Consider the following 18510-nt stretch of genomic DNA (forward strand, 5'->3'; position numbering starts at 1 on the left):
TCACGATTTTTAGACAGTTCCACATCCCAAGGAGAACCGCATGACGTCAGCACCCCACCGTCCCGCAGGCAGCCGACCTCCGGGCCGCCGCGGACGGACCGCCGGGGCCGCGGCGCTGGGCCTGGTGCTGGCCCTGGTCCTCTCCTCCTGCACCCTCTTCGGCTCCGGCGGGGGCAACTCCGGCAGCGCCCCTGGCTCGGCTGACCCGTCGATCGCCGCCGCAGCACCGGCCGAGCTACGCAGCTTTTACTCGCAGCAGCTGACCTGGTCCCGCTGTGAAGGGGAGTTCCAGTGCGCCAAGGTCAAGGTTCCGGTGGACTACGCCAAGCCCGACGGCGGCACGATCGAGATCGCCGCTATCAAGCTGGCCTCCAAGGGCGGCAACACCAAGGGCAGCCTGCTGGTCAACCCCGGCGGGCCGGGCGGCTCCGGCTACGACTTCGTGCGGGATGCCGGCGCCACCAACATTTCCGAAAAGGTGCGCTCCAACTACGACGTCGTCGGTTTCGACCCCCGCGGCGTCAAGCGCTCGGCACCGGTCACCTGCCTGACCGATAAGGAACGCGACGCCAACCGGGCCAAGGTCTACAAGCTGGACACCGACGCCGGGCTGGCCGAGGCCCTCGCCGACAACAAGGCAATCGCCGCCAAGTGCGCGGAGAAGACCGGGCCCGTCATGGGCCACCTGGATACCGTCAGCGCCGCCAAGGACCTGGACATCCTCCGCGGTGTCCTTAACGACAGCAAGCTCAACTATCTGGGCTACTCCTACGGCACGTTCCTCGGTTCCACCTACGCGTCGCTCTTCCCGGACAACGTGGGCAGGATGGTGCTGGACGGCGCCATGGACCCGTCGCTGAGCTACGAGGATCTCACCAGCGGCCAGGCGAAGGCCTTCGAGAAGGCCATCCGCGCCTACGTGGACAACTGCCTGCAGGACAGCGGCTGCCCGCTCAGCGGCGGCCCGGACGACGCCGTCCGCCAGATCCAGGACCTCATCGCCGCCGTGGAAGCCAACCCGATGCCGGCCAAGGACGGCCGGGTCGTCAACGCCTCGATGTTCGTCAGCGGATTCATCCTGCCGTTCTACAACGACGACAACTGGCCGGCACTGACCCAGGCCCTGGACAGCGCCATGAAGGGCGACCTCTCCCCGATGCTCCGGCTGGCGGACTTCGGGGCGGACCGGGAGCCCGACGGGACCTACTCGGCGAACTCCACCTTCGCCTTCACCGCCATCAACTGCCTCGACTACCCGATGAACTCGGACACGGCGGCGATGCGCGCCGAGGAGAAGCAGCTCCGCGAGCTCTCCCCCACCCTGGGCTACTACTTCGCCTACGGCGGCACGAGCTGCAAGGACTGGCCCTACAAGAGCGTCCGCACCCCGGCCCCGGTTCAGTACAAGGGCTCCACGGACATCCTCGTCGTCGGCACCACCGGGGACCCGGCCACGCCGGTCGAGTGGGCCAGCGCGCTGCGCAAGCAGCTGGGCACTGCGTCGCTGCTGACCTGGGAAGGCCAGGGCCACACCGCGTACGGCCGCTCCAACAGCTGCGTGGAAAAGGCCGTCGACCGCTACCTCGTGGACGGCAAGACGCCGGCGGACAACACCGTCTGCTGAGGTGCCCCGCGGGACTGCCGGCTCATTTTGACCCGGGCGCGGACACTCCATTACAGTTGACTCTTGCATGATCCGCCCGGTTCGCCGGCGGCCCACGCGGTTGCTTCCTTAGCTCAGTCGGTAGAGCGTTTCACTCGTAATGAAAAGGTCATCAGTTCGATTCTGATAGGAAGCTCGAAGAAAACCCCGGGTTCCCGCTCATACAGCGGGAACCCGGGGTTCTTTCGTTGGGCGCGGGTGGCGCCGCCCTGCGATGACGCCCTGCGGCGGCGCCCTACGGGATCCGGATGCTGGGGCCCGACCACTTGGTGACCGTGGCGTACCCGGCCTTGGAACCGATCACACGGACCTTGATGGTGTCGTACCGGTCCGCCCAGACGAGCCGGTAGTACCGCCCGGTCGCACCCCGGATGGCAACCCCCGACCGGTACCACTGGTAGCGCAGCGTGGTTCCTGCGGTCCAGGTCCTCGGGTTGGCGGCAAGCGTGTAGCCGTAGCGCGGGTAACCGCTGATCCAGGGCGTCCCCGCGATGAGGGTGCCCGTCGCGACGGCGCCCGTCGTGGCGGAGTCCCTGTAAAGGGTGGTGTAGCCGGCTTTGGTGCCGGTGACGCGGACCCGCATGGCCTTGCCCTGGTCGGCCGCTCCGAGCGTGTACTTGGCAGCCGTGGCTCCGGTGATGGCGCTGCCGGAGCGGTACCACTGGTATCGAAGGGCAGCGCCCGGAGTCCAGGTGCCGGGGGCCGCGGTCAGCGCGTAGCCGACTTTCCTGGTGCCGTTGATGATCGGGGCCGGGCCGGAAAGGATGCCGGCGCTGACTACGTAGGCCGGGGTTTCTTTGACGATGGTGGTGTAGCCGGGCTGGGTGCGGGTCACGCGGCCCATCACGGCCTTGCCCAGGTCCGCCGCGGTGAGGTCGTATTTCGGGTGGGTGGCGCCCGGGACCGGCGCCCCGGACCTGTACCACTGCCAGGTCTGCGTGGCGTTGACCTGCCAGCCCGCTTGATCGGTCAACGTTCCCAGGAGCGACATCCCAACGCGGGCGCTGCCCGTTACCGTCAGGACCGGGTCCGGAACCGAGCCGGGATCCACCGGCTGGGTGGGCTCCGATGTTGCCGTCGCCGGATCGCAGCCGTATTTGGTCCCGGTGACGACGACGCTGAGTACTTGCCCCAGGTCGGCCGGCGCCACGGTGTACGTGCTGCCGGCCGCCGCCGCGATGGCGGCCCCGGCACGGTACCACTGGTAGCGCAGCGTGGTGTTTGGTGTCCAGGTGCCCGGGTCCGCGGAGAGCACCGAGCCGACAGTGGCGCTGCCCCGGATGGACGGGGTGCCCGGCACGATCGGTTCCGGGGTCACCGCCCCGGCGGCCGCAGCCTGGACAGCGGCGGCCGCGTCAACCAGGCCGGCTCCGCAGCCTCCGGTGTCGCAGGTGCCCGGTAGCGGCCGGGCCGTCTGCTTAAGGATCGCTTCGACCTCGCCCGGCGTGAGGGCCGGGTTTGCGGCCGTGATCAGGGCCGCGGCGCCGGCGACGTGGGGTGCGGCCATCGAGGTGCCCTGCATGTAGCCGTAGGTTTCGGCTCCGGGCACCGTGGTGCCGTTATTCCAGGTCGAGAGGATGGTGTTCTGCCCGCCGGTGGAGCCATCACCGCCGGGGGCACTGACGTCGACCTCGGGCCCGTAGTTGGAGTAGTAGGCCCTGTTCCCCTCTCGGCCGGTCGCCCCGACGGTGACGATGTTGCTGCAGTTCGCCGGGGTGGAACCGGAGGCCGGTGAATTCTCGTTGCCGGCAGCGGCGACGACCGTGACGCCCCGCGCGGCGGCGAAGTCGAGGGCGGACTGGAAGTAGGTGCCGCACTGGCCGTCACCGCCCAGGGACATGTTGATGACCCGGGCGGGGGTGATGGTGTCCGGAACGCCGGGGACGGCTCCCCCGGCAGCCCAGACGACGGCGTCGGCAACGTCACTGAGGTAGCCGCCGCAGGCGCCCAGGGCGCGGACCGGGAGGATCGAGGAGGAGTACGCGACGCCGGCGATGCCGATGCCGTTGTTGGCGGCCGCCCCGATGGTGCCGGCGACGTGCGTGCCGTGCCAGGACGAGGAATCGCCGTTGCAGTAGTCCCCGGCGTCGGTGGCGTCGCTGTCGCGGCCATCGCCATCGTTGGAGATGGTGGAATCGGAGATGAAGTCGTAGCCGGGGAGGACCTGCGTCAGGTCCGAGTGGGGTGTGATGCCGGTGTCGATGACGGCGACGACGGCGCCGTGGCCGGAGGTGACATCCCAAGCCGCGGGGACGCGCATCCCGGCCTTGTCCTCGAAGAGGTCCCACTGCCGCGGGTACATCGGGTCGTTCGGGGTGGAGGCCTGCCGGAGGAAGGTGTCCGGTTCGGCGTATTCGACGTTGGCCTGGCTGCGCAGGGAGGCGAGGACCTTGGCGCCCTCGGAAGGGGTCAGCGTCCCGGCAGCCTGGACGACGGCTGCTCCACGGGCCGTGGCGCGCAACTCTTTGACGGAGACCCCCGAGGACCTGGCTGCCTGCCCGTAGGCGTGGGCCCGGGCACTGGCCCTGCCGGCGGCTTCGGTCTTGAACTTCACCACGAACCGTCCCGCCGCTACGGCAGGTGCGGGCGCAGTCGCCGTCGCGGGCGGGGAGACCGGCCGCAAATCACGCTCGGGCGCCGCTGCGGCGGGAAGCGTGAACAGGGTGCCGCAAAGGACGGCTGCAGTACTCAGTGAGACGACGGCCCTGGACGGGCGCGGTGCGGTCATTCGGTTCCTCAGGTGCATGGCCGGCGGCCGCCGGCGCTCGGGCGAGAGCGGGAAACGCTCGCGCTCGACCAGCCCCGGGTCCCCGAAAGAACTTTAACCTAGAAGCATCGGTGCTGGCCGCAAATTGCGGGTACCCTTGGCCTTTCCTGCGCTTGGAGCGCACCCCGGAGACTGCAGCCGTCCGGGCGCCCCGCAAACCACCCTCGACATTCTCGATTTTTGATCGGAAGCTCAAGGAGACCCCCCGGAAATCAGTGATCTCCGGGGGTCTGTCTTTTGTTGATTCGGCGTGATCGCGGCCGGACCAGCGGCTTCCATGGGTGCTCTGAGGGGCCGCCCAGCCGAACCGAGTCCAGGGCGCCGCCCCACACCGACGTCAGGCCCGCTGCGCCCCAGGCTGGCCGTTCCGGACCACGAAGGACGCGTCGACGACGGCCGGTGACGTGGTGTCCGCGGCCGACGCCACCACGAGGTAGTCGCTGCGAAACTCGTCCGGGGTCACCGTGCAGCGGGTCCAGCCCCGCTTGTCCGGGTTGATGTAGTGGGTGTGGGGGTTGGCCGGCAGGCCGTCCTTGATTGACTGGGCCCAGCCGCATCCGGAGCTGATGGAGGTTCCGACGAACTCCGTGGTGACGATCTTTGAGGCCGGGTCCGCGTGGTCGAGCAGGACATCGTTGACGAAGGCGGCGTGCCAGTCACCGCTGAGGATCACGGGGTTGGCCGGGTTCTGCCGGTTGATGAAGTTGGTGAGGCGGTTGCGCGAGACGACGTAGCCGTCCCACTGGTCGTGGTTGACCGAAAGCTTCTCGGTCGTGTCGTAGTCGTACTGCGCCATCATCGTCTGCTGGGCGATGACGTTCCAGCGGGCGGACGAGGAGGCGAGCCCCTTGAAGAGCCACTGTTCCTGCTCATCCCCCATGAGGGTGCGTGAGGGGTCGTACACGCCGGGGTGCTGGGGGCCGCCGGGGAAGTTCTCGGTGAGCTGGTCCGAGCGGTACTGGCGCGTGTCCAGCACGTGGAACCGCGCCAGGTTGCCGTAGTCCAGGGCCCGGTACAGGACCATGTCCGGGCCGGTGGGCCGTTGCGGACGGCGCAGCGGAAGGTGCTCGTAGTAGGCCTGGAACGCGTTGGTGCGCAACTGAAGGAACCGCTGCGGGTCGTTCGACGCCTCGTTGTCGGGCTGGGACACAGCGTTGGCCCAGTTGTTCTCGACCTCATGGTCGTCGAAAGTCACGACGAACGGGAACCGCGCGTGCGCGGCCTGCAGGTCGGGCGAGCTCTTGTACTTGGCGTGGTTGTTGCGGAAGTCGGCCAGCGTCTCGTGGTTCCTGGCTTCGTAGGTGTAGTCCCCCACGTGCACCACGAGGTCAAGGTCCTCCCGTGCCATGGTGCGGTAGGCGGCGTAGCGGCCGCCCGCCCACGACTGGCACGAGGCCAGTCCGAAGGTGATCCGCGCCGGGTCCGACCCGGCCGCCGGCGCCGTGCGGGTGTGCCCGACCGGGCTTTCCTCGTTGCCGACGCGGAAACGGAACCAGTAGTCCGCGGACGGGCGCAGGCCGTCCACCTCGGCGTGCACGGAGTGGGCCAGCTCGGGGGTGGCGCTCTCGCTGCCCGCTTTGACGACGGTGCGGAATGCCGGGTCCGCGGCGACCTGCCAGTTCACCTGGACCTTGTAAGGGGGCATGCCGCCCCGCCCGTCTGCGGCCTGGGGCTCCGGCGCCAGCCGGGTCCACAGCACGATGCCGTCAGGGGTAGGATCACCGGACGCCACACCCAGGGTGAAAGGGTTCTGCGGGAAGTGCGGTTCAGCCCAGGCGGGGGCCGTGGAGAGGCCGTAGATGGCGGCAGTGGCCGCCGCGCCGCCGGACAGGGCGAGGAAGCGTCGGCGGGACGTGGCAAAGGAACCTGACATGGTGTCTCCTGAGTGGGTCGGCTGATGTCCGCTCCATTCAGTCAGCGCGAGCTGAGGGGACTGTGAACCCGCAGTGAACGAGCCCCAAACCCTGTCCGGATCCCTGGGGCGACGGTGCAGCGCGCGTCCGGCCCTCCAGCACCGGCTCGACCCGGTCCTACCGGCCCCAGACCGACGCGGCGCCGGAGTGGCCGGTGACGATGCTCTGGTACAGGAAGAAAGCCCCGGCCAGTGCCCCGGCGACCAGCAGGACCAGCCGGACCGCCCGGTTATCACGCAGGCTTCCCAGGAACGCGAAGCGCCGCCCGATCGGGTCGTAGCTGGTCACGATCATGGCCGCCACGATCACAAAGAAGATCACCGAGACAATCTTCAACACGTCGCCCTGCTCTGCATGTTCCCGGATCATCTCCGTCGCGGGACGGGACTCCTCCAGCTGCTCCCCGGCTTGCGCGGTGACCAGCGAGATAGGCACCAGGAGCAGCGCGAGGACCCCCAGGGGCCAGGCGAGGTACCGGCGCCAGCGCGGCGCCGCGGCGTAGATGATGGCCGCGAGCCCCGCGATCGGACCAAGAACGACGACGGCGTGGACCAGCAGAATATGGGCCGGGAGACCGGCAATTTCAATCACGGAGGATCTCCTACGGTGGACGTGCCCTGCACTTTCCCGGCGCAGGGGCCGGAGCTTCTATGATTCTTGCATGGCAGAGCGTGGGCTGGCGGGCATCGCGGCGGAACTCTATGCCCTGCCGTTCGACGACTTTGTTGCCGGCCGCAACGCCGCCGCCAAGGCCCTGCTCGCCGAAACCGCCCCGACACCGGAGCTGCGGGCCCGGGCCGCGGAGGTCAGGGCCCTGCCCAAACCCTCGGTAGGCGCCTGGGCCGTCAACATGCTCGCCTGGCAGCAGCCCGCGGCCCTGCACGGCCTGGTTGATCTGGGGCGCACCATGCGGCAGGCGCAGAACGACCTCGACGCCGCTGCCCTCCGGACGCTCGCCCGGGAGCGGCGGACGCTGCTCGCCGCCGCGGTCGACGCAGCCCGGGCGGCGGCCGCCCAGCGCGGACGGAAGATCAGCGGCACCGTCGCCGCGGAGGTGGAACAAACGCTGCGCGCGGCCACTGCGGACGAGGGTGCGGCCGCTGCCGTCGGCAGCGGGCGCCTGCTCCGCGCCCTGGCCGGCGACGGCGTCGACGTCGTCGACCTCGACGGCGCGGTCGCGGTCCCGGATGCTCCCCCGGCGGCTGCCGCCGCGCCGCCGGCCGCCGCTGCCTCAACCCCCGCCGGGTCACCGCCGCCGGCCGGGCGCGGGAAAACGAGCGGCGCGGCAGGTCGAAGCCGCACTGCCGGGGCCGCTCCCGTATCCGGCAAACCCGGGAGCACTACGCCGCCGCCGACCGGCGAGCCGCGGCTCCGGGCTGTCCGGCCGGAGCGGCCCGCGCCCAGCCCCACCGTGCGGAAACGCGCGGAGGCGGCACTGCAGGAAGCGCAGGCGGCCGCGGAGGCCAGTGCCGAGGAGGCAGCGCGCACGGCCGGCGAGCGGGAGGACGCCGAGGGGGCAGCCGCTGCCCTGGCCGAGGAAGTCAGCCGGCTGAGGCAGGAACTGTCCCGCACGGAGTACGAGTTGCGGCGGGCACGCAAGCAGCTGGACCACACGTCGGCGACCGCCCAGCAGGCCGGCCGCGCCGCCGCCAAGGACCGCCGCCGGGAGGAGCTGGCCCGGCAGCGGGTGCTCCGGCTGGGCAACACGCCGGACCGGTGACGGAAGACTGTCAGAGGCCGGTTGCAGACTTAAACCATGGAAAAGCATCAGGATTCCGCATCAGCCCGGACGGCGGGGACGCAGCAGCCGGCACTGTACTGGGAGGTGACCTATCTGGACGCCGACTGCGGCCGGGTACGCACCGAAGCTTTCGACGACGCCGCACAGGCCGAGCGCTTCGCCAGCCGCTACGTCCACCACCAGGACGGCTGGGCGATCGTCGACGCCCTCCAGGTGCGGGCCGGCCGGGCCGCCGCCTGACATTGGCGGACCAGGCGCATGGGAGCTTCCTGAGAGTCTCGCTTCCGCCCTATCCGGGGACGTGCGGCGGGAGCGGCTAACCCCGCGGCACTTAAGCCGAAGGGCGGCCCGGGGCCGAAGCCCCGGACCGCCCTCTGGCTGCGCTCGGTTAGGCGAAGTCCGACACCGCGGGGTCGGCGCCGATCCGGCCCGCGCCCTCGGCGGAGCGGTCCAGTCCGTTGATTGCCTGCACATCGGTCTCATCGAGGGTGACGTCCAGGGCCGCGTAGTTTTCGCGGATCCGCGACTCGGTCACCGACTTGGGGATCACAACGTTGCCGATTGCGAGGTGCCAGGCGATGACGACCTGCGCCGGCGTGGCGTTGTGCTTGGCCGCAATCTCCGCGATGACCGGGCTTTCCAGCAGTTCGCCGCCCTGGCCCAGCGGCGACCAGGCTTCGGTCAGGATGCCGTTGGCCGCGTTGAACTCGCGCAGGTCCGCCTGGTTGAAGAACGGGTGCAGCTCAATCTGGTGGATGGCCGGCACTACACCGGTCTCGTCGATGATGCGCTGCAGGCCTTCCTTGGTGAAGTTCGAGACGCCGATGCTCTTCACGCGGCCCTGCTTCTGCAGTTCGATGAGCGCCTTCCAGGTGTCCACGTACTTGTCCTGCTTGGGCTGCATCCAGTGGATCAGGTAGAGGTCCAGCGTCTCCAGGCCCAGGCGCTCCATGGATTCCTTGAACGCCGTGAGGGTCGACTCATAGCCCTGGTCCGCGTTCCACAGCTTGGTGGTGATGAAGATTTCCTCCGGCTTCAGGCCGGAACGGGCGATCGCACGGCCCACGCCGGCCTCGTTGCCGTAGATCTTGGCGGTGTCGATGTGCCGGTAGCCGGCCTCGAACGCCTGGACGACAACCTTTTCGGCCACGTCGTCCTCGACCTGCCAGACCCCGTAGCCGAGCTGCGGGATGGTGTTGCCGTCATTGAATGTCAGTTCAGGAGAAGAAGTCATCTTTTTATCCTGCCAAGTCGGGGCCGCCGATGCCAGTGTTTTCTCACCGCTAAGCTAGCCGCTTAACCCGGAATATCCGGCCCTGACCGCCCCGGGTTCCGGCGGCGGCGTCAGGACGCCGACTCCGCCAGGCGCCGTTCGGCGTCGACGACGTGCTCCGCGACGGTGTCCGCGCGGCGGCGCACCGAGGCTGCCCCCACGGGTACGGGACCGACGGCGAGGCGGAGCATCGCGGCCGCCTCCGCCGTCATGGCCAACGAATTGCCGGCCGTCGACAGCGAGCGGTGCACGCCGGCGAGTGCACCGGGAATGTCCAGGCCCTCGCTCGGCGACCGGCGCTGCGCCTCGCGGCAGATGGAGCGCACCCGCACGGCCAGCGCGGACAGGTCGTTGGCGATCTCCACCAGTTCGGCGTAGAGGGCTTCGTCTTCCACTCCTTCGAGGACCTGGTGGTAACGGTCAAGGCCCCGGATGAAGCGGTCATGGGCGCGCCGCCAGAGGCCCTTGCCGAGTTCGGCGTCGTCCTTGCGTCCCTGCCGTGCTGCGCTGAAGAAACCCAACGCGGTCCTAAAGGTACTGGCCGGGGCCGTGGTCCGGATCGGCAGCTTCGGCGGGCCGCGACGGGTCCGTGCCCGGCCGCCGCTCGGCCGCGCGCTGCGGCTCACCGTTCTCCCCAATGATGACCCCCGGCGCGATCATGGTGCCCGGCGGCAGCTGGCGGAGCTGCAGCTGCGAGGCAGCGTGCTCCCGGGCAGCGTGCTGGGCGGCGATGGCCGTCTGGATGCCGTGGAAGAGCCCCTCGAGCCAGCCGACCAGCTGGGCCTGGGCGATGCGGAGTTCCGCGTCCGACGGCGTGCCGTCGTCGGTGAAGGGCAGGTGGATCCGTTCCAGTTCCTGGACCAGTTCCGGGGCGAGGCCGTCCTCGAGTTCCTTGATCGAGCGTTCGTGGATTCCGGCGAGCCGGAGCCTGGCGGCGTCGTCCAGCGGCGCCGACTTCACCTCATCCAGCAGCTGCTTCATCATGGTGCCGATCCGCATGACTTTGGCCGGCTCGTCGACGAGGTCCTGGAGATGGCTTGCCCGGCTGCGGGGCTCCCCCGGTTCAGCAGGCCGTGAGTCGGCGGCGTCCGGCGGGGTGGCGGTGCCCTCCAGCGGGGTATCAGCCTCTTCCGGCGTAGCGGCGTCTTCCGGCGTGGTGCCGGTGCCGGTGCCGGGCTGAGTGTCGTTCGGATCGCTCATGGCTTCATACTCTCACGACGGCGGGTGCGCGGCAGGGCCGCAGGACCTCCGCGCCGGGCGCTGGCGCGCCCGCCCCGGGACGCCGAAGGCGCCGCCGGGAACGTCAGTTCCCGACGGCGCCTTCGGCGTGCGCCGCAGCTCAGCAGCAGCGGCCTTGCGGGTTGGCGTCCTGGCGGTCCGTGTGGTCGCGCCAGAAGTCCCGCTCGCACATCGGCGGCCCGGCGTGGCCCGAGGCGCGGTGGTGCTCAAGGTACTTCTTGTAGGCGTCTGCTCCGAGCACGCCGCTGAAGTACTCGGCGAAGCCCCGGAAGCCGGCTACGAGTGCGTTCATGGCCGGTACCTCAGTGCCCGGCCGAGTGTTCGAGCCGCTGGTCCGCCGGCAGCTTCTTCCACTCCGCCTCAAGCTCGCGCTCCGCGGCGGTCGGGAAGAGCCCCGCCGGCGCGAACACGCGCGAGGGCTGGGCCGGGTCCTCGTACTCGACGTTGGCGATGCCGGCCTTGACGTTGCGGAACGCCTTGGCGGTGGCGATCAGCGCCGTGATGATGACGATGATGCTGAGGACCACGAAGATCACCGAGAGCCAGCCCTGGATCATGGTGTTGCGGACCACGGCTTCCATGGCCGCCTGCGTCTTGGCCGTGCCGAACGAAGTCTTCCCGTCGGCGAGGGCCTTGGAGAAGGCGGCGTTGTTGGCGAAGTACCCGACGGCCGGGACCGGCGAGAAGATCTTGTAGAAGCTCGCGGTGATGGTCACGACGGCGGCGAACGCCAGCGGCAGCGCCACGATCCACAGGTACTTGAAGGTGCCGCGCTTCGCCACGATCGCGAGCACGACCGAGAGGGCGATGGCGGCGAGCAGCTGGTTGGCAATGCCGAACAGCGGGAAGAGCGTGTTGATGCCGCCGAGCGGGTCGGTGACGCCCATCAGCAGCACCGCGCCCCACGCCGCCACCATGACCGCCGTGGCGAGCCAGGCACCCGGGCGCCAGGAGTGGTCCTTGAACTTCGGGACAAAGTTGCCGATCGAATCCTGCAGCATGAAGCGCGCAACGCGCGTGCCGGCGTCGACCGCGGTGAGGATGAAGAGCGCCTCAAACATGATGGCGAAGTGGTACCAGAACGCCATCATCGCGGTGCCGCCGATGAACTGCTGCATGATGTGCGCCAGGCCGACGGCGAGGGTGGGGGCGCCGCCGGAGCGCGAGACGATGCTTTCCTCGCCGACGTCTTTGGCGGTCTGGGCGAGGACGTCGGGGGTGATGTTAACGCCGGACAGGCCCAGGCTGTTGACCCACTGGGCCGCGGTTTCGACGGTGCCGCCGGTGAGCGCGAGCGGGGCGTTCATGGCGAAGTAGATGCCGCGGTCGATCGAGATGGCCGCAACGAGCGCCATGATCGCAACGAAGGACTCCATCAGCATGCCGCCGTAGCCGATCAGGCGGGTCTGGCGTTCCTTCTCGATCAGCTTGGGCGTGGTGCCGGAGGAGATCAGGGCGTGGAACCCGGAGAGGGCGCCGCAGGCGATGGTGACGAACAGGAACGGGAACACGGCGCCGGAGAAGACCGGGCCGTTGTCACGGGAGGCGAATTCGCTGAACGCCGGGACCGTGATTTCGGGCCGCACCACGATGATGGCGAGGGCGAGCATCACGATCACGCCGATCTTCATGAAGGTGGAGAGGTAGTCGCGCGGGGCGAGCAGCAGCCACACCGGCAGGATGGCGGCGATGAAACCGTAGATGATCAGGCCCCAGGCGATGGTGACCTTGTCCAGGTGGAAGAAGGCCGCACCCCATTCGGTGCCGGCGACGGCGCCGCCGCCGATGATCGCGGCCATGAGCAGCACGAAGCCGATCAGGGAGACCTCCATGACCTTGCCGGGACGGAGGTAGCGGAGGTAGACGCCCATGAACAGGGCGATCGGGATGGTCATGCCGACCGAGAAGACACCCCAGGGGCTTTCGCCGAGGGCGTTGACGACGACGAGGGCCAGGATGGCGACGATGATGACCATGATGAGGAGGGTCGCGATCAGGGCGGCGGTGCCGCCGATCACGCCGAGTTCCTCGCGGGCCATCTGGCCGAGCGAACGGCCTCCGCGGCGCATGGAGAAGAAGAGGACCAGGTAGTCCTGGACGGCGCCGGCAAGGACGACGCCGATGATGATCCAGATGGTGCCGGGTAGGTAACCCATCTGGGCTGCGATAACCGGGCCGACGAGCGGGCCGGCGCCGGCGATGGCGGCGAAGTGGTGGCCGAAAAGGACGTTGCGGTCCGTGCGGACGTAGTCCTTGCCGTCGGCCTTGTACTCGGCCGGGGTGGCGCGGCGGTCGTTTGGCTTGGCGATGTACCGCTCAATGACCTTGGAGTAGAACCGGTAGCCGATCAGGTAGGTGCAGACCGAGGCGAACACGAACCAGATGGCGTTGACGGTTTCGCCGCGGATGATCGCGAGCATGAACCAGGCGACGCCGCCCAGCAGCGCAATGGCCGCCCAGAGCGCGATTTTCGCCGGCGTCCACTTACGTTCCTCGGCTTCGCGGACGGCGTCGTCGACCGCGGTGGCCGGAAGGCCCGGCACCGGCGTAATGCCGTCGTCGAGTGGTGCTGTGTTTGGCCTGCCATCTGGCATTGTGCCCATGTCTCCTCCTTGAGAAACCCCTCTGACAGATCAGCAGTCAGATCTGCCCCATGGCACCCTATCAACGGCGCAACCTGATGGATATGGCTTCACGGCCGCCGCTCCGGGCGGCTCGCCGAACGGCGCAATGCCCGCGGTGAACGGCGTCACATGCGCGCGTGAAAATGCGCCGGCCGGCGGGTTCAGGCGGGGCCGGCGGGCACGGCGCGCGTCAGGCGGGGCCGGCCAGCTGCATCAGGCGGGCTTCGCACAGATCCAGCCAGCGGACCTCCGCCTCGGTTTGGAAGATCAACGAGTCCAGCACCAGCAGCCGGGCAGTGTCCGCCGCCCGGAGGTGCGCTACCGCTTCGCGGCGGGTCCGGGTGTATTCCTGCAGGGTCCTGATCGAAACGGCCCGCTGCGCCTGGATCAGGGCGCCGACGTCGACCGCGGGCAGGGTCAGCGCCAGGGCCAGCTTGATGGCGAGTTCGTTGCGCGGCGGGCTGGTCCGGCTGACGGCGGCGCCGAACCATTCCCGGGCCTCCGCCCGGCCCGCGTCCGTGATGCTGTAGACAATGTGGCCCTCGGCGTCCGCGCCGTTCTGTTCGACCAGCCCGTCGCGTTCCAGCCGGTCGAGGGTGGTGTACACCTGCCCGATGTTCAAGGGCCAGGACGAACCGGTCCGGTCCTCGAATTCAGTCCGGAGCTGGTACCCGTAGCGGGGCCGTTCCTGCAGCAGCGCGAGGAGGCTGTGGCGGATTGACATGGTGATCCCGAGGGTAGCAGGACGACGGTATACACGCGCCCCAAGACGCGTGTATACCGCGCATGGAATTACACTATCGTCCTTTTGGCCCGCGGGACCCCGTCATATGCCTGCCACGGAATGCGGTGCGTCACACCCCCCGGCAGTGTGACAGCGGCCGGTTGGCGCCGGGTCAGGTGACCAGGAGGACCTTGCCGACGTGTTCGCCGGAATCGAAATAGCGGTGGGCGGCCTGGACCTCGCCCAGCGGGAACGTCTTGGCGACCAGCGGCCGGATGCGTCCGTCCGCCAGCATCGGCCACACCGCGTCACGGACGGCGTTCATAATGACCGTCTTCTCCTCGACCGGACGCGGCCGCAGGGCGGTCGCGATGATCGCTGCCCGCTTGGTCAGCAGCTGGCCCAGGTCCAGTTCGCCCTTGGTGCCGCCCTGCAGGCCGATCACCACCAGGCGCCCGTAGTCGGCCAGGGCGTCCACGTTCTGCCCCAGGTATTTCGCCCCGACGACGTCGAGAATCACATCCGCACCCTTGCCGCCGTTCTGGGCGCGCAGGCTCTCCGGGAAAGCTTCCTCGGTGTAGTTGATCCCGATGTCGGCGCCGAGGAACGCCGTGGCGGTGCCGACCTTCTCGGCGGTGCCCGCCGTCGCGGCCACCCGGGCGCCGAGCGCCTTCGCCAGCTGGATGGCCATGGTGCCGATGCCGCCGGTGGCCCCGTGGATGAGCACGGTTTCCCCCGCCTGCAGCTGGGCCGTCATGACCAGGTTCGAATAGACCGTGGCGGCGACTTCCGGCAGCGCGGCCGCGGTGACCAGGTCCACGCCGTCGGGGATCCGCAGCACCTGCCCGGCCGGAACCGCCACCTGCTCGGCGTAGCCGCCGCCGGCGAGCAGGGCCACCACTTTGTCACCCACGGAAAAGGGCTTGGTGACGCCGGGGCCGAATCCGGCGATCCGCCCCGAGACCTCAAGGCCCGGAATATCGGATGCGCCGGGCGGCGGCGGGTAGAAGCCCCGGCGCTGCTGGACGTCCGCCCGGTTGAGTCCGGCGGCGACGACGTCGATCAGCACCTCACCCTCGCCGGGCACGGGAGCGGGGACCTCGCGGAGCTCCAGGACCTCCGGACCGCCGGGCTCTGAGATGTAGACAGCCTTCATGGAGAACTCCCGTTTCCTTGCTCATGTAGTGCGGGGCGCGACCGGACGGACCGCGGCGCCGGCTCCGACCCCAGTCCAGAATAAGTGGCCGGAACGGCTCAGTGCGCCAGCGCCGCTGCTTTTTGTCGCTCATGACGGGCTATGGAACACTACTGGGTAGGGAAGGTTGTCCGAGCGGCCGATGGAGCTGGTCTTGAAAACCAGTGTGCGGTAACCCCGTACCAAGAGTTCGAATCTCTTACCTTCCGCGCTGGTCACGCTTTCCGTGGCCGGAGGGGCTGTTGGGCCGGACCTGAGGGGACGGCGCGGCAGCCCCTTTTCGCGTCTGCGCCCGGTGCCGCCTAGGCTCCTGCCTGGCTGATGGTGTAGGCGGCCAGGAATCCCACGGCGGCAATCAGGCCGGTGAGGTTGTGGTGCTCTTCGAAGGCCTCGGGAATCATGGTGTCAGCCAGCATGGCCAGGATGGCACCCGCGGCGGTGGCGGTGATAAAGGCCACCAGCTCGGCCGGCGCGTTCTGCAGCGTCGCGTAACCGATCAGCGACGCCAGGCCGGACATCAGGGCGATTCCGCCCCAGACCCCGAACACATACCCCGCGCTGCGGCCGGACTTCTTCATGCCAGCCGTGCTGGAGAGCCCTTCGGGGACGTTGGAGATGAACACCGCGGCCAGCATCGCCGGGCTCACCGCGCCGCCCGTGACCAGGCCCAGCCCGAGCACGACAGATTCGGGGATCCCGTCGAGCAGGGCGCCGACGGCTATGGCCGTTCCGCTGCCGGGCTTGGCCTGCTCGGTGGGTTGCTTTCCGCCCGACCGCTTCCGGTGTTTAGCGCCGCGGCGGGCGAGCAAGGCATTGGCCGCAACATAGATCAGTGCCCCGCCCAGGAAGCCGGCCGCCGTCGGCCACAGCCCGCCGCCGTCCGCGGCCTCCCCCACCAGGTCGAATGCGAGCGCGGAGATCAGCACGCCGGCGCCGAAGGACATGACCGAAGAGACAATCTTGGGCGGGATCTGCCACTTCCAGGACAGGGCTGAGCCGAGCACCAGCGCGCCGCCGGCGACCGTGCCCCACAACAGTGCCTGGAACCACATCGGCATTTTTGTTCACCCCTTCTGTTGCCCCAAGCAACGCTACACCCGGAGAGCCTTGACGCGGCCCGGCCGGGTCGGCTACCTCTGGGGCATGGCAAACGGGACCGGGGAGCGGCGATGAAACTCTCGACAGTGGCCTGGACGGCGGCCGCCACGGCAGGCGCCGCGGCAGCAGGAGGCGCCGCGACGGATCCGGGGAGCCGGTGGTACCGGGCGTTGCGGAAACCGGACTGGCAGCCGCCGCCGGTCGCGTTTCCGGTCGTGTGGACCGCCCTGTATACGGACCTGGCGGTGGCATTTGCCGTCGCCCTGGACCAGAACGGCGGGGACACCGCGGCGGACCGGCGGCGCGAGGTCCGCGCGTACCGCCGCGCCCTGGCCGCGAACCTGGTGCTGAACGCCGCGTGGAGCTGGTTCTTCTGGCGCTCCCGCCGGCCGTGGCTGGCCGCCGCGGAAGCCGCGGCGTTGACGGTCAGCAGCGCGGATCTGGTCCGGAGGACCTACCGGCTTCGCCGCGGCGCCGGCATTGCGCTGGCGCCATACGCCCTCTGGTGCGGCTTCGCCACCGTCCTGTCCACCGCGATCGCCCGGCTCAATCCGGCCGGGCCGAGTCAGCGCTAAACTGCCCCCATGACGCCGCAGGAACTTTCCAATCTGGCGCACCTGCGCCGGGCGCGGGACCTGATCGACCGTGACTTCGCCCGGCCGCTCGATGTGCCTGCCATGGCCGCCGGCGCGCTGATGTCCCCGGCGCACTTCTCCCGCCAGTTCAAGGCCGCCTACGGGGAGACACCGTACAACTACCTGATGACGCGGCGGATCGAGCGGGCGATGGCGCTGCTGCGCGCCGGCGCCAGTGTTACCTATGCCTGCATGGAGGTGGGCTGCACGTCGCTGGGATCCTTCAGTTCACGGTTCACCGAAGTCGTCGGCATTCCGCCCAGCGTGTACCGGGAGCGCGAGCACAAGGCCGTCAAGGCCATGCCCTCGTGCGTGGCACGGCAGCACACCCGCCCTCCGCGCAACCCGCCGCGGAAGTTGAGCAGGATCGAAGAAGCACCGGCTCTGCCGCCCTCGTAGCGTGGACCTCATGAACATCTCACTGCAATACGCCCAGATCACCGTCAACGACCTGGACGAGTCCCTGCCCTTCTATCGCGATGTCCTCGGCCTCGAGGTGCGTAACGACGTCGGTTCCGACGGCCACCGCTGGGTCACCCTTGGCAGCGCAGCCCAGCCCGACCTGGAAATCGTCCTATCGCCCCCGCACGCCGGCCGCTCGCAGGAGGACGGCGACGCACTCCAGCAACTGCTTACTAAAGGGGTCCTGCCCGTGATCGTGTTCCGCACGGACGACCTCGACGCCACCTTCGAGGCCGTCCGAGCCGCCGGCGCCGAGGTGCTGCAGGAGCCCATCGATCAGCCGTGGGGACCCCGCGACTGCGCCTTCCGCGACCCGTCCGGCAACATGATCCGCTTCAACCAGGCCTGACCCGAAAGCGGGGCGTCGAACGGACGCCCCGGCCGGCAGCCTGATCAGCGGCCGCCCGGGGCGTCCACGTCGTCCTCAGGCGGGATGAAGATGGCTTCGATGGGCTTGCCGAACAACCTGGAAATGCGGAATGCCAGGGGAAGCGCGGGATCATAGCGGCCCGTTTCCAGGGCGTTCACGGTCTGCCGGGAAACACCGAGCTGGTCCGCGAGCGCACCCTGGGTCCAGCCCCGCCCCTCCCGCAGCGTCCTGAGGTGGTTGTTCACCGTCGGCCCGCAATCGCTCCGGTGTGGATCCAGCCGAGCATCCCGGCCCCGTAGATGAGCCAGCCGGTGCCGTCGATGCGCTGTCCGGCTATCTCCAGGAACGCCAGCGTCACGGAGGCGATCATGGCCACGGCGAAGCCGCCGGCCAGCCCCTGCAGCATCAGCAGCCGCTGATAGTCCTCGCTCCGCCGCACGTGCCTCAGGACCGCCCGGACGATCCAGAGTGTGCTTGTCATCTGCCGGGGGGCAACCTGGTCTGGCGGGAAAAATCCTGCGGAAAAACTGCTGAAAAAATTGGCCGGCAACCGCTTACGGCGCCGCTACCGGCAGGTAGTCTCGTGACAGCTCGGGCAGGGGACATCGGGCCGGGCGCCTGCACGACCCCGCACCCCCACTGCCGCCGGGCACCCGTCGGGTCAACTGCCGGCTGTGGGGCGTTCCGCTGGGGGCCGTCTCGCCGAATGCACATGCAATCCACCCTGTGTTCATTCACCCCTGTTTTGCTGTGCCGGAACCTGCTTGACCAGGAGCAGACCGGCCGGTCCGCGGCCCTCAACCCGG

Annotated in this window: 19 protein-coding genes and 2 tRNA genes; 8 read left to right on the forward strand and 13 right to left on the reverse strand. The window is 69.2% G+C overall.

The genetic code is table 11. The features are described 5' to 3' along the window. Window positions 1-40: 40 nt before the first annotated feature. On the forward strand, window positions 41-1624 hold the full coding sequence (locus tag ASG71_RS00140) for an alpha/beta hydrolase (protein WP_056735925.1): 1584 nt from the start codon (window positions 41-43) through the stop codon (window positions 1622-1624). A gap of 102 nt (window positions 1625-1726) precedes the next feature. Beyond that, window positions 1727-1799: transfer RNA gene (locus ASG71_RS00145), tRNA-Thr, on the forward strand. A gap of 99 nt (window positions 1800-1898) precedes the next feature. Here ASG71_RS00145 and ASG71_RS00150 read toward each other — a convergent pair. The 3 genes from ASG71_RS00150 to ASG71_RS00160 form a co-directional block, all read right to left on the reverse strand. Then, window positions 1899-4391: a S8 family serine peptidase gene (locus ASG71_RS00150; protein WP_162254035.1), complete on the reverse strand. Its 2493-nt coding sequence runs from the start codon at window positions 4389-4391 to the stop codon at window positions 1899-1901. 376 nt (window positions 4392-4767) lie between these two features. Further along, window positions 4768-6303 (reverse strand): alkaline phosphatase D family protein, encoded by a 1536-nt coding sequence (locus ASG71_RS00155; RefSeq protein WP_056735928.1) that lies wholly within the window; start codon window positions 6301-6303, stop codon window positions 4768-4770. Window positions 6304-6460: 157 nt separating this feature from the next. Continuing rightward, window positions 6461-6934, reverse strand: coding sequence for a DUF2231 domain-containing protein (locus ASG71_RS00160; RefSeq protein WP_056735930.1), 474 nt, complete (start codon window positions 6932-6934; stop codon window positions 6461-6463). A gap of 70 nt (window positions 6935-7004) precedes the next feature. Between ASG71_RS00160 and ASG71_RS00165 the strand changes: the two genes are divergently transcribed. Continuing rightward, window positions 7005-8063, forward strand: a complete 1059-nt coding sequence (locus ASG71_RS00165; protein WP_056735932.1) for a hypothetical protein — start codon at window positions 7005-7007, stop codon at window positions 8061-8063. Window positions 8064-8099: 36 nt separating this feature from the next. Continuing rightward, a complete protein-coding gene (locus ASG71_RS00170) occupies window positions 8100-8324 on the forward strand; it encodes a hypothetical protein (RefSeq protein WP_056735934.1) in 225 nt (74 codons plus the stop codon). A gap of 148 nt (window positions 8325-8472) precedes the next feature. On the opposite strand, the gene ASG71_RS00175 is transcribed toward ASG71_RS00170, so the two are convergent. The 7 genes from ASG71_RS00175 to ASG71_RS00205 form a co-directional block, all read right to left on the reverse strand. Then, the gene (locus ASG71_RS00175; protein WP_056735936.1) at window positions 8473-9318 is read right to left on the reverse strand and encodes an aldo/keto reductase; all 846 of its coding nucleotides are present in this window, start codon (window positions 9316-9318) and stop codon (window positions 8473-8475) included. A 110-nt stretch (window positions 9319-9428) separates the two neighbouring features. Further along, window positions 9429-9878 (reverse strand): hypothetical protein, encoded by a 450-nt coding sequence (locus ASG71_RS00180; protein ID WP_056735938.1) that lies wholly within the window; start codon window positions 9876-9878, stop codon window positions 9429-9431. 7 nt (window positions 9879-9885) lie between these two features. Next, a complete protein-coding gene (locus ASG71_RS00185; RefSeq protein ID WP_056735940.1) occupies window positions 9886-10557 on the reverse strand; it encodes a bacterial proteasome activator family protein in 672 nt (223 codons plus the stop codon). A 139-nt stretch (window positions 10558-10696) separates the two neighbouring features. Beyond that, complete coding sequence (locus tag ASG71_RS00190) at window positions 10697-10888, reverse strand: YbdD/YjiX family protein (RefSeq protein ID WP_056735942.1); 192 nt, start codon at window positions 10886-10888, stop codon at window positions 10697-10699. Between the two features lie 10 nt (window positions 10889-10898). Next, on the reverse strand, window positions 10899-13190 hold the full coding sequence (locus ASG71_RS00195) for a carbon starvation CstA family protein (RefSeq protein WP_414826642.1): 2292 nt from the start codon (window positions 13188-13190) through the stop codon (window positions 10899-10901). 220 nt (window positions 13191-13410) lie between these two features. Further along, on the reverse strand, window positions 13411-13944 hold the full coding sequence (locus tag ASG71_RS00200) for a PadR family transcriptional regulator (RefSeq protein WP_056735946.1): 534 nt from the start codon (window positions 13942-13944) through the stop codon (window positions 13411-13413). A 172-nt stretch (window positions 13945-14116) separates the two neighbouring features. Continuing rightward, window positions 14117-15100, reverse strand: coding sequence for an NAD(P)H-quinone oxidoreductase (locus ASG71_RS00205; RefSeq protein ID WP_056735948.1), 984 nt, complete (start codon window positions 15098-15100; stop codon window positions 14117-14119). A 160-nt stretch (window positions 15101-15260) separates the two neighbouring features. On the opposite strand from ASG71_RS00205, the gene ASG71_RS00210 reads away from it, so the two are divergent. After that, window positions 15261-15348: transfer RNA gene (locus ASG71_RS00210), tRNA-Ser, on the forward strand. A 93-nt stretch (window positions 15349-15441) separates the two neighbouring features. Here ASG71_RS00210 and ASG71_RS00215 read toward each other — a convergent pair. Continuing rightward, window positions 15442-16197, reverse strand: coding sequence for a ZIP family metal transporter (locus ASG71_RS00215; RefSeq protein WP_056735950.1), 756 nt, complete (start codon window positions 16195-16197; stop codon window positions 15442-15444). A gap of 111 nt (window positions 16198-16308) precedes the next feature. On the opposite strand from ASG71_RS00215, the gene ASG71_RS00220 reads away from it, so the two are divergent. Genes ASG71_RS00220 through ASG71_RS00230 form a run of 3 tightly spaced genes read left to right on the forward strand, consistent with a single transcriptional unit; the run spans window position 16309 to window position 17683 of the window. Beyond that, the gene (locus ASG71_RS00220; protein ID WP_056735952.1) at window positions 16309-16812 is read left to right on the forward strand and encodes a TspO/MBR family protein; all 504 of its coding nucleotides are present in this window, start codon (window positions 16309-16311) and stop codon (window positions 16810-16812) included. Between the two features lie 9 nt (window positions 16813-16821). Next, window positions 16822-17271, forward strand: coding sequence for a helix-turn-helix transcriptional regulator (locus tag ASG71_RS00225; RefSeq protein ID WP_056735955.1), 450 nt, complete (start codon window positions 16822-16824; stop codon window positions 17269-17271). Window positions 17272-17281: 10 nt separating this feature from the next. After that, window positions 17282-17683, forward strand: coding sequence for a VOC family protein (locus ASG71_RS00230; RefSeq protein WP_056737129.1), 402 nt, complete (start codon window positions 17282-17284; stop codon window positions 17681-17683). A gap of 44 nt (window positions 17684-17727) precedes the next feature. Here the strand turns inward: ASG71_RS00230 and ASG71_RS00235 are convergent, their stop codons facing one another. After that, window positions 17728-17949, reverse strand: a complete 222-nt coding sequence (locus tag ASG71_RS00235) for a helix-turn-helix transcriptional regulator (RefSeq protein WP_056735957.1) — start codon at window positions 17947-17949, stop codon at window positions 17728-17730. Further along, on the reverse strand, window positions 17946-18185 hold the full coding sequence (locus ASG71_RS00240; RefSeq protein ID WP_056735959.1) for a hypothetical protein: 240 nt from the start codon (window positions 18183-18185) through the stop codon (window positions 17946-17948). Before ASG71_RS00240 ends, ASG71_RS00235 begins: the two co-directional genes overlap by 4 nt. Window positions 18186-18510 lie beyond the last annotated feature (325 nt).

It is taken from the genome of Arthrobacter sp. Soil763, from assembly GCF_001428365.1.
Taxonomy (GTDB): Bacteria; Actinomycetota; Actinomycetes; order Actinomycetales; family Micrococcaceae; genus Arthrobacter.

What these genes read in the sequence shown, in the direction of transcription:
- ASG71_RS00170 (WP_056735934.1), top strand. Translation starts at nt 8,100, where the DNA reads ATGGAAAAGCATCAGGATTCCGCATCAGCCCGGACGGCGGGGACGCAG.
- ASG71_RS00155 (WP_056735928.1), bottom strand. Translation starts at nt 6,303, where the DNA reads ATGTCAGGTTCCTTTGCCACGTCCCGCCGACGCTTCCTCGCCCTGTCC.
- ASG71_RS00205 (WP_056735948.1), bottom strand. Translation starts at nt 15,100, where the DNA reads ATGAAGGCTGTCTACATCTCAGAGCCCGGCGGTCCGGAGGTCCTGGAG.
- ASG71_RS00150 (WP_162254035.1), bottom strand. Translation starts at nt 4,391, where the DNA reads ATGACCGCACCGCGCCCGTCCAGGGCCGTCGTCTCACTGAGTACTGCA.
- ASG71_RS00195 (WP_414826642.1), bottom strand. Translation starts at nt 13,190, where the DNA reads ATGCCAGATGGCAGGCCAAACACAGCACCACTCGACGACGGCATTACG.
- ASG71_RS00175 (WP_056735936.1), bottom strand. Translation starts at nt 9,318, where the DNA reads ATGACTTCTTCTCCTGAACTGACATTCAATGACGGCAACACCATCCCG.
- ASG71_RS00215 (WP_056735950.1), bottom strand. Translation starts at nt 16,197, where the DNA reads ATGCCGATGTGGTTCCAGGCACTGTTGTGGGGCACGGTCGCCGGCGGC.
- ASG71_RS00190 (WP_056735942.1), bottom strand. Translation starts at nt 10,888, where the DNA reads ATGAACGCACTCGTAGCCGGCTTCCGGGGCTTCGCCGAGTACTTCAGC.
- ASG71_RS00240 (WP_056735959.1), bottom strand. Translation starts at nt 18,185, where the DNA reads ATGACAAGCACACTCTGGATCGTCCGGGCGGTCCTGAGGCACGTGCGG.
- ASG71_RS00225 (WP_056735955.1), top strand. Translation starts at nt 16,822, where the DNA reads ATGACGCCGCAGGAACTTTCCAATCTGGCGCACCTGCGCCGGGCGCGG.
- ASG71_RS00185 (WP_056735940.1), bottom strand. Translation starts at nt 10,557, where the DNA reads ATGAGCGATCCGAACGACACTCAGCCCGGCACCGGCACCGGCACCACG.
- ASG71_RS00230 (WP_056737129.1), top strand. Translation starts at nt 17,282, where the DNA reads ATGAACATCTCACTGCAATACGCCCAGATCACCGTCAACGACCTGGAC.
- ASG71_RS00200 (WP_056735946.1), bottom strand. Translation starts at nt 13,944, where the DNA reads ATGTCAATCCGCCACAGCCTCCTCGCGCTGCTGCAGGAACGGCCCCGC.
- ASG71_RS00165 (WP_056735932.1), top strand. Translation starts at nt 7,005, where the DNA reads ATGGCAGAGCGTGGGCTGGCGGGCATCGCGGCGGAACTCTATGCCCTG.
- ASG71_RS00220 (WP_056735952.1), top strand. Translation starts at nt 16,309, where the DNA reads ATGAAACTCTCGACAGTGGCCTGGACGGCGGCCGCCACGGCAGGCGCC.
- ASG71_RS00140 (WP_056735925.1), top strand. Translation starts at nt 41, where the DNA reads ATGACGTCAGCACCCCACCGTCCCGCAGGCAGCCGACCTCCGGGCCGC.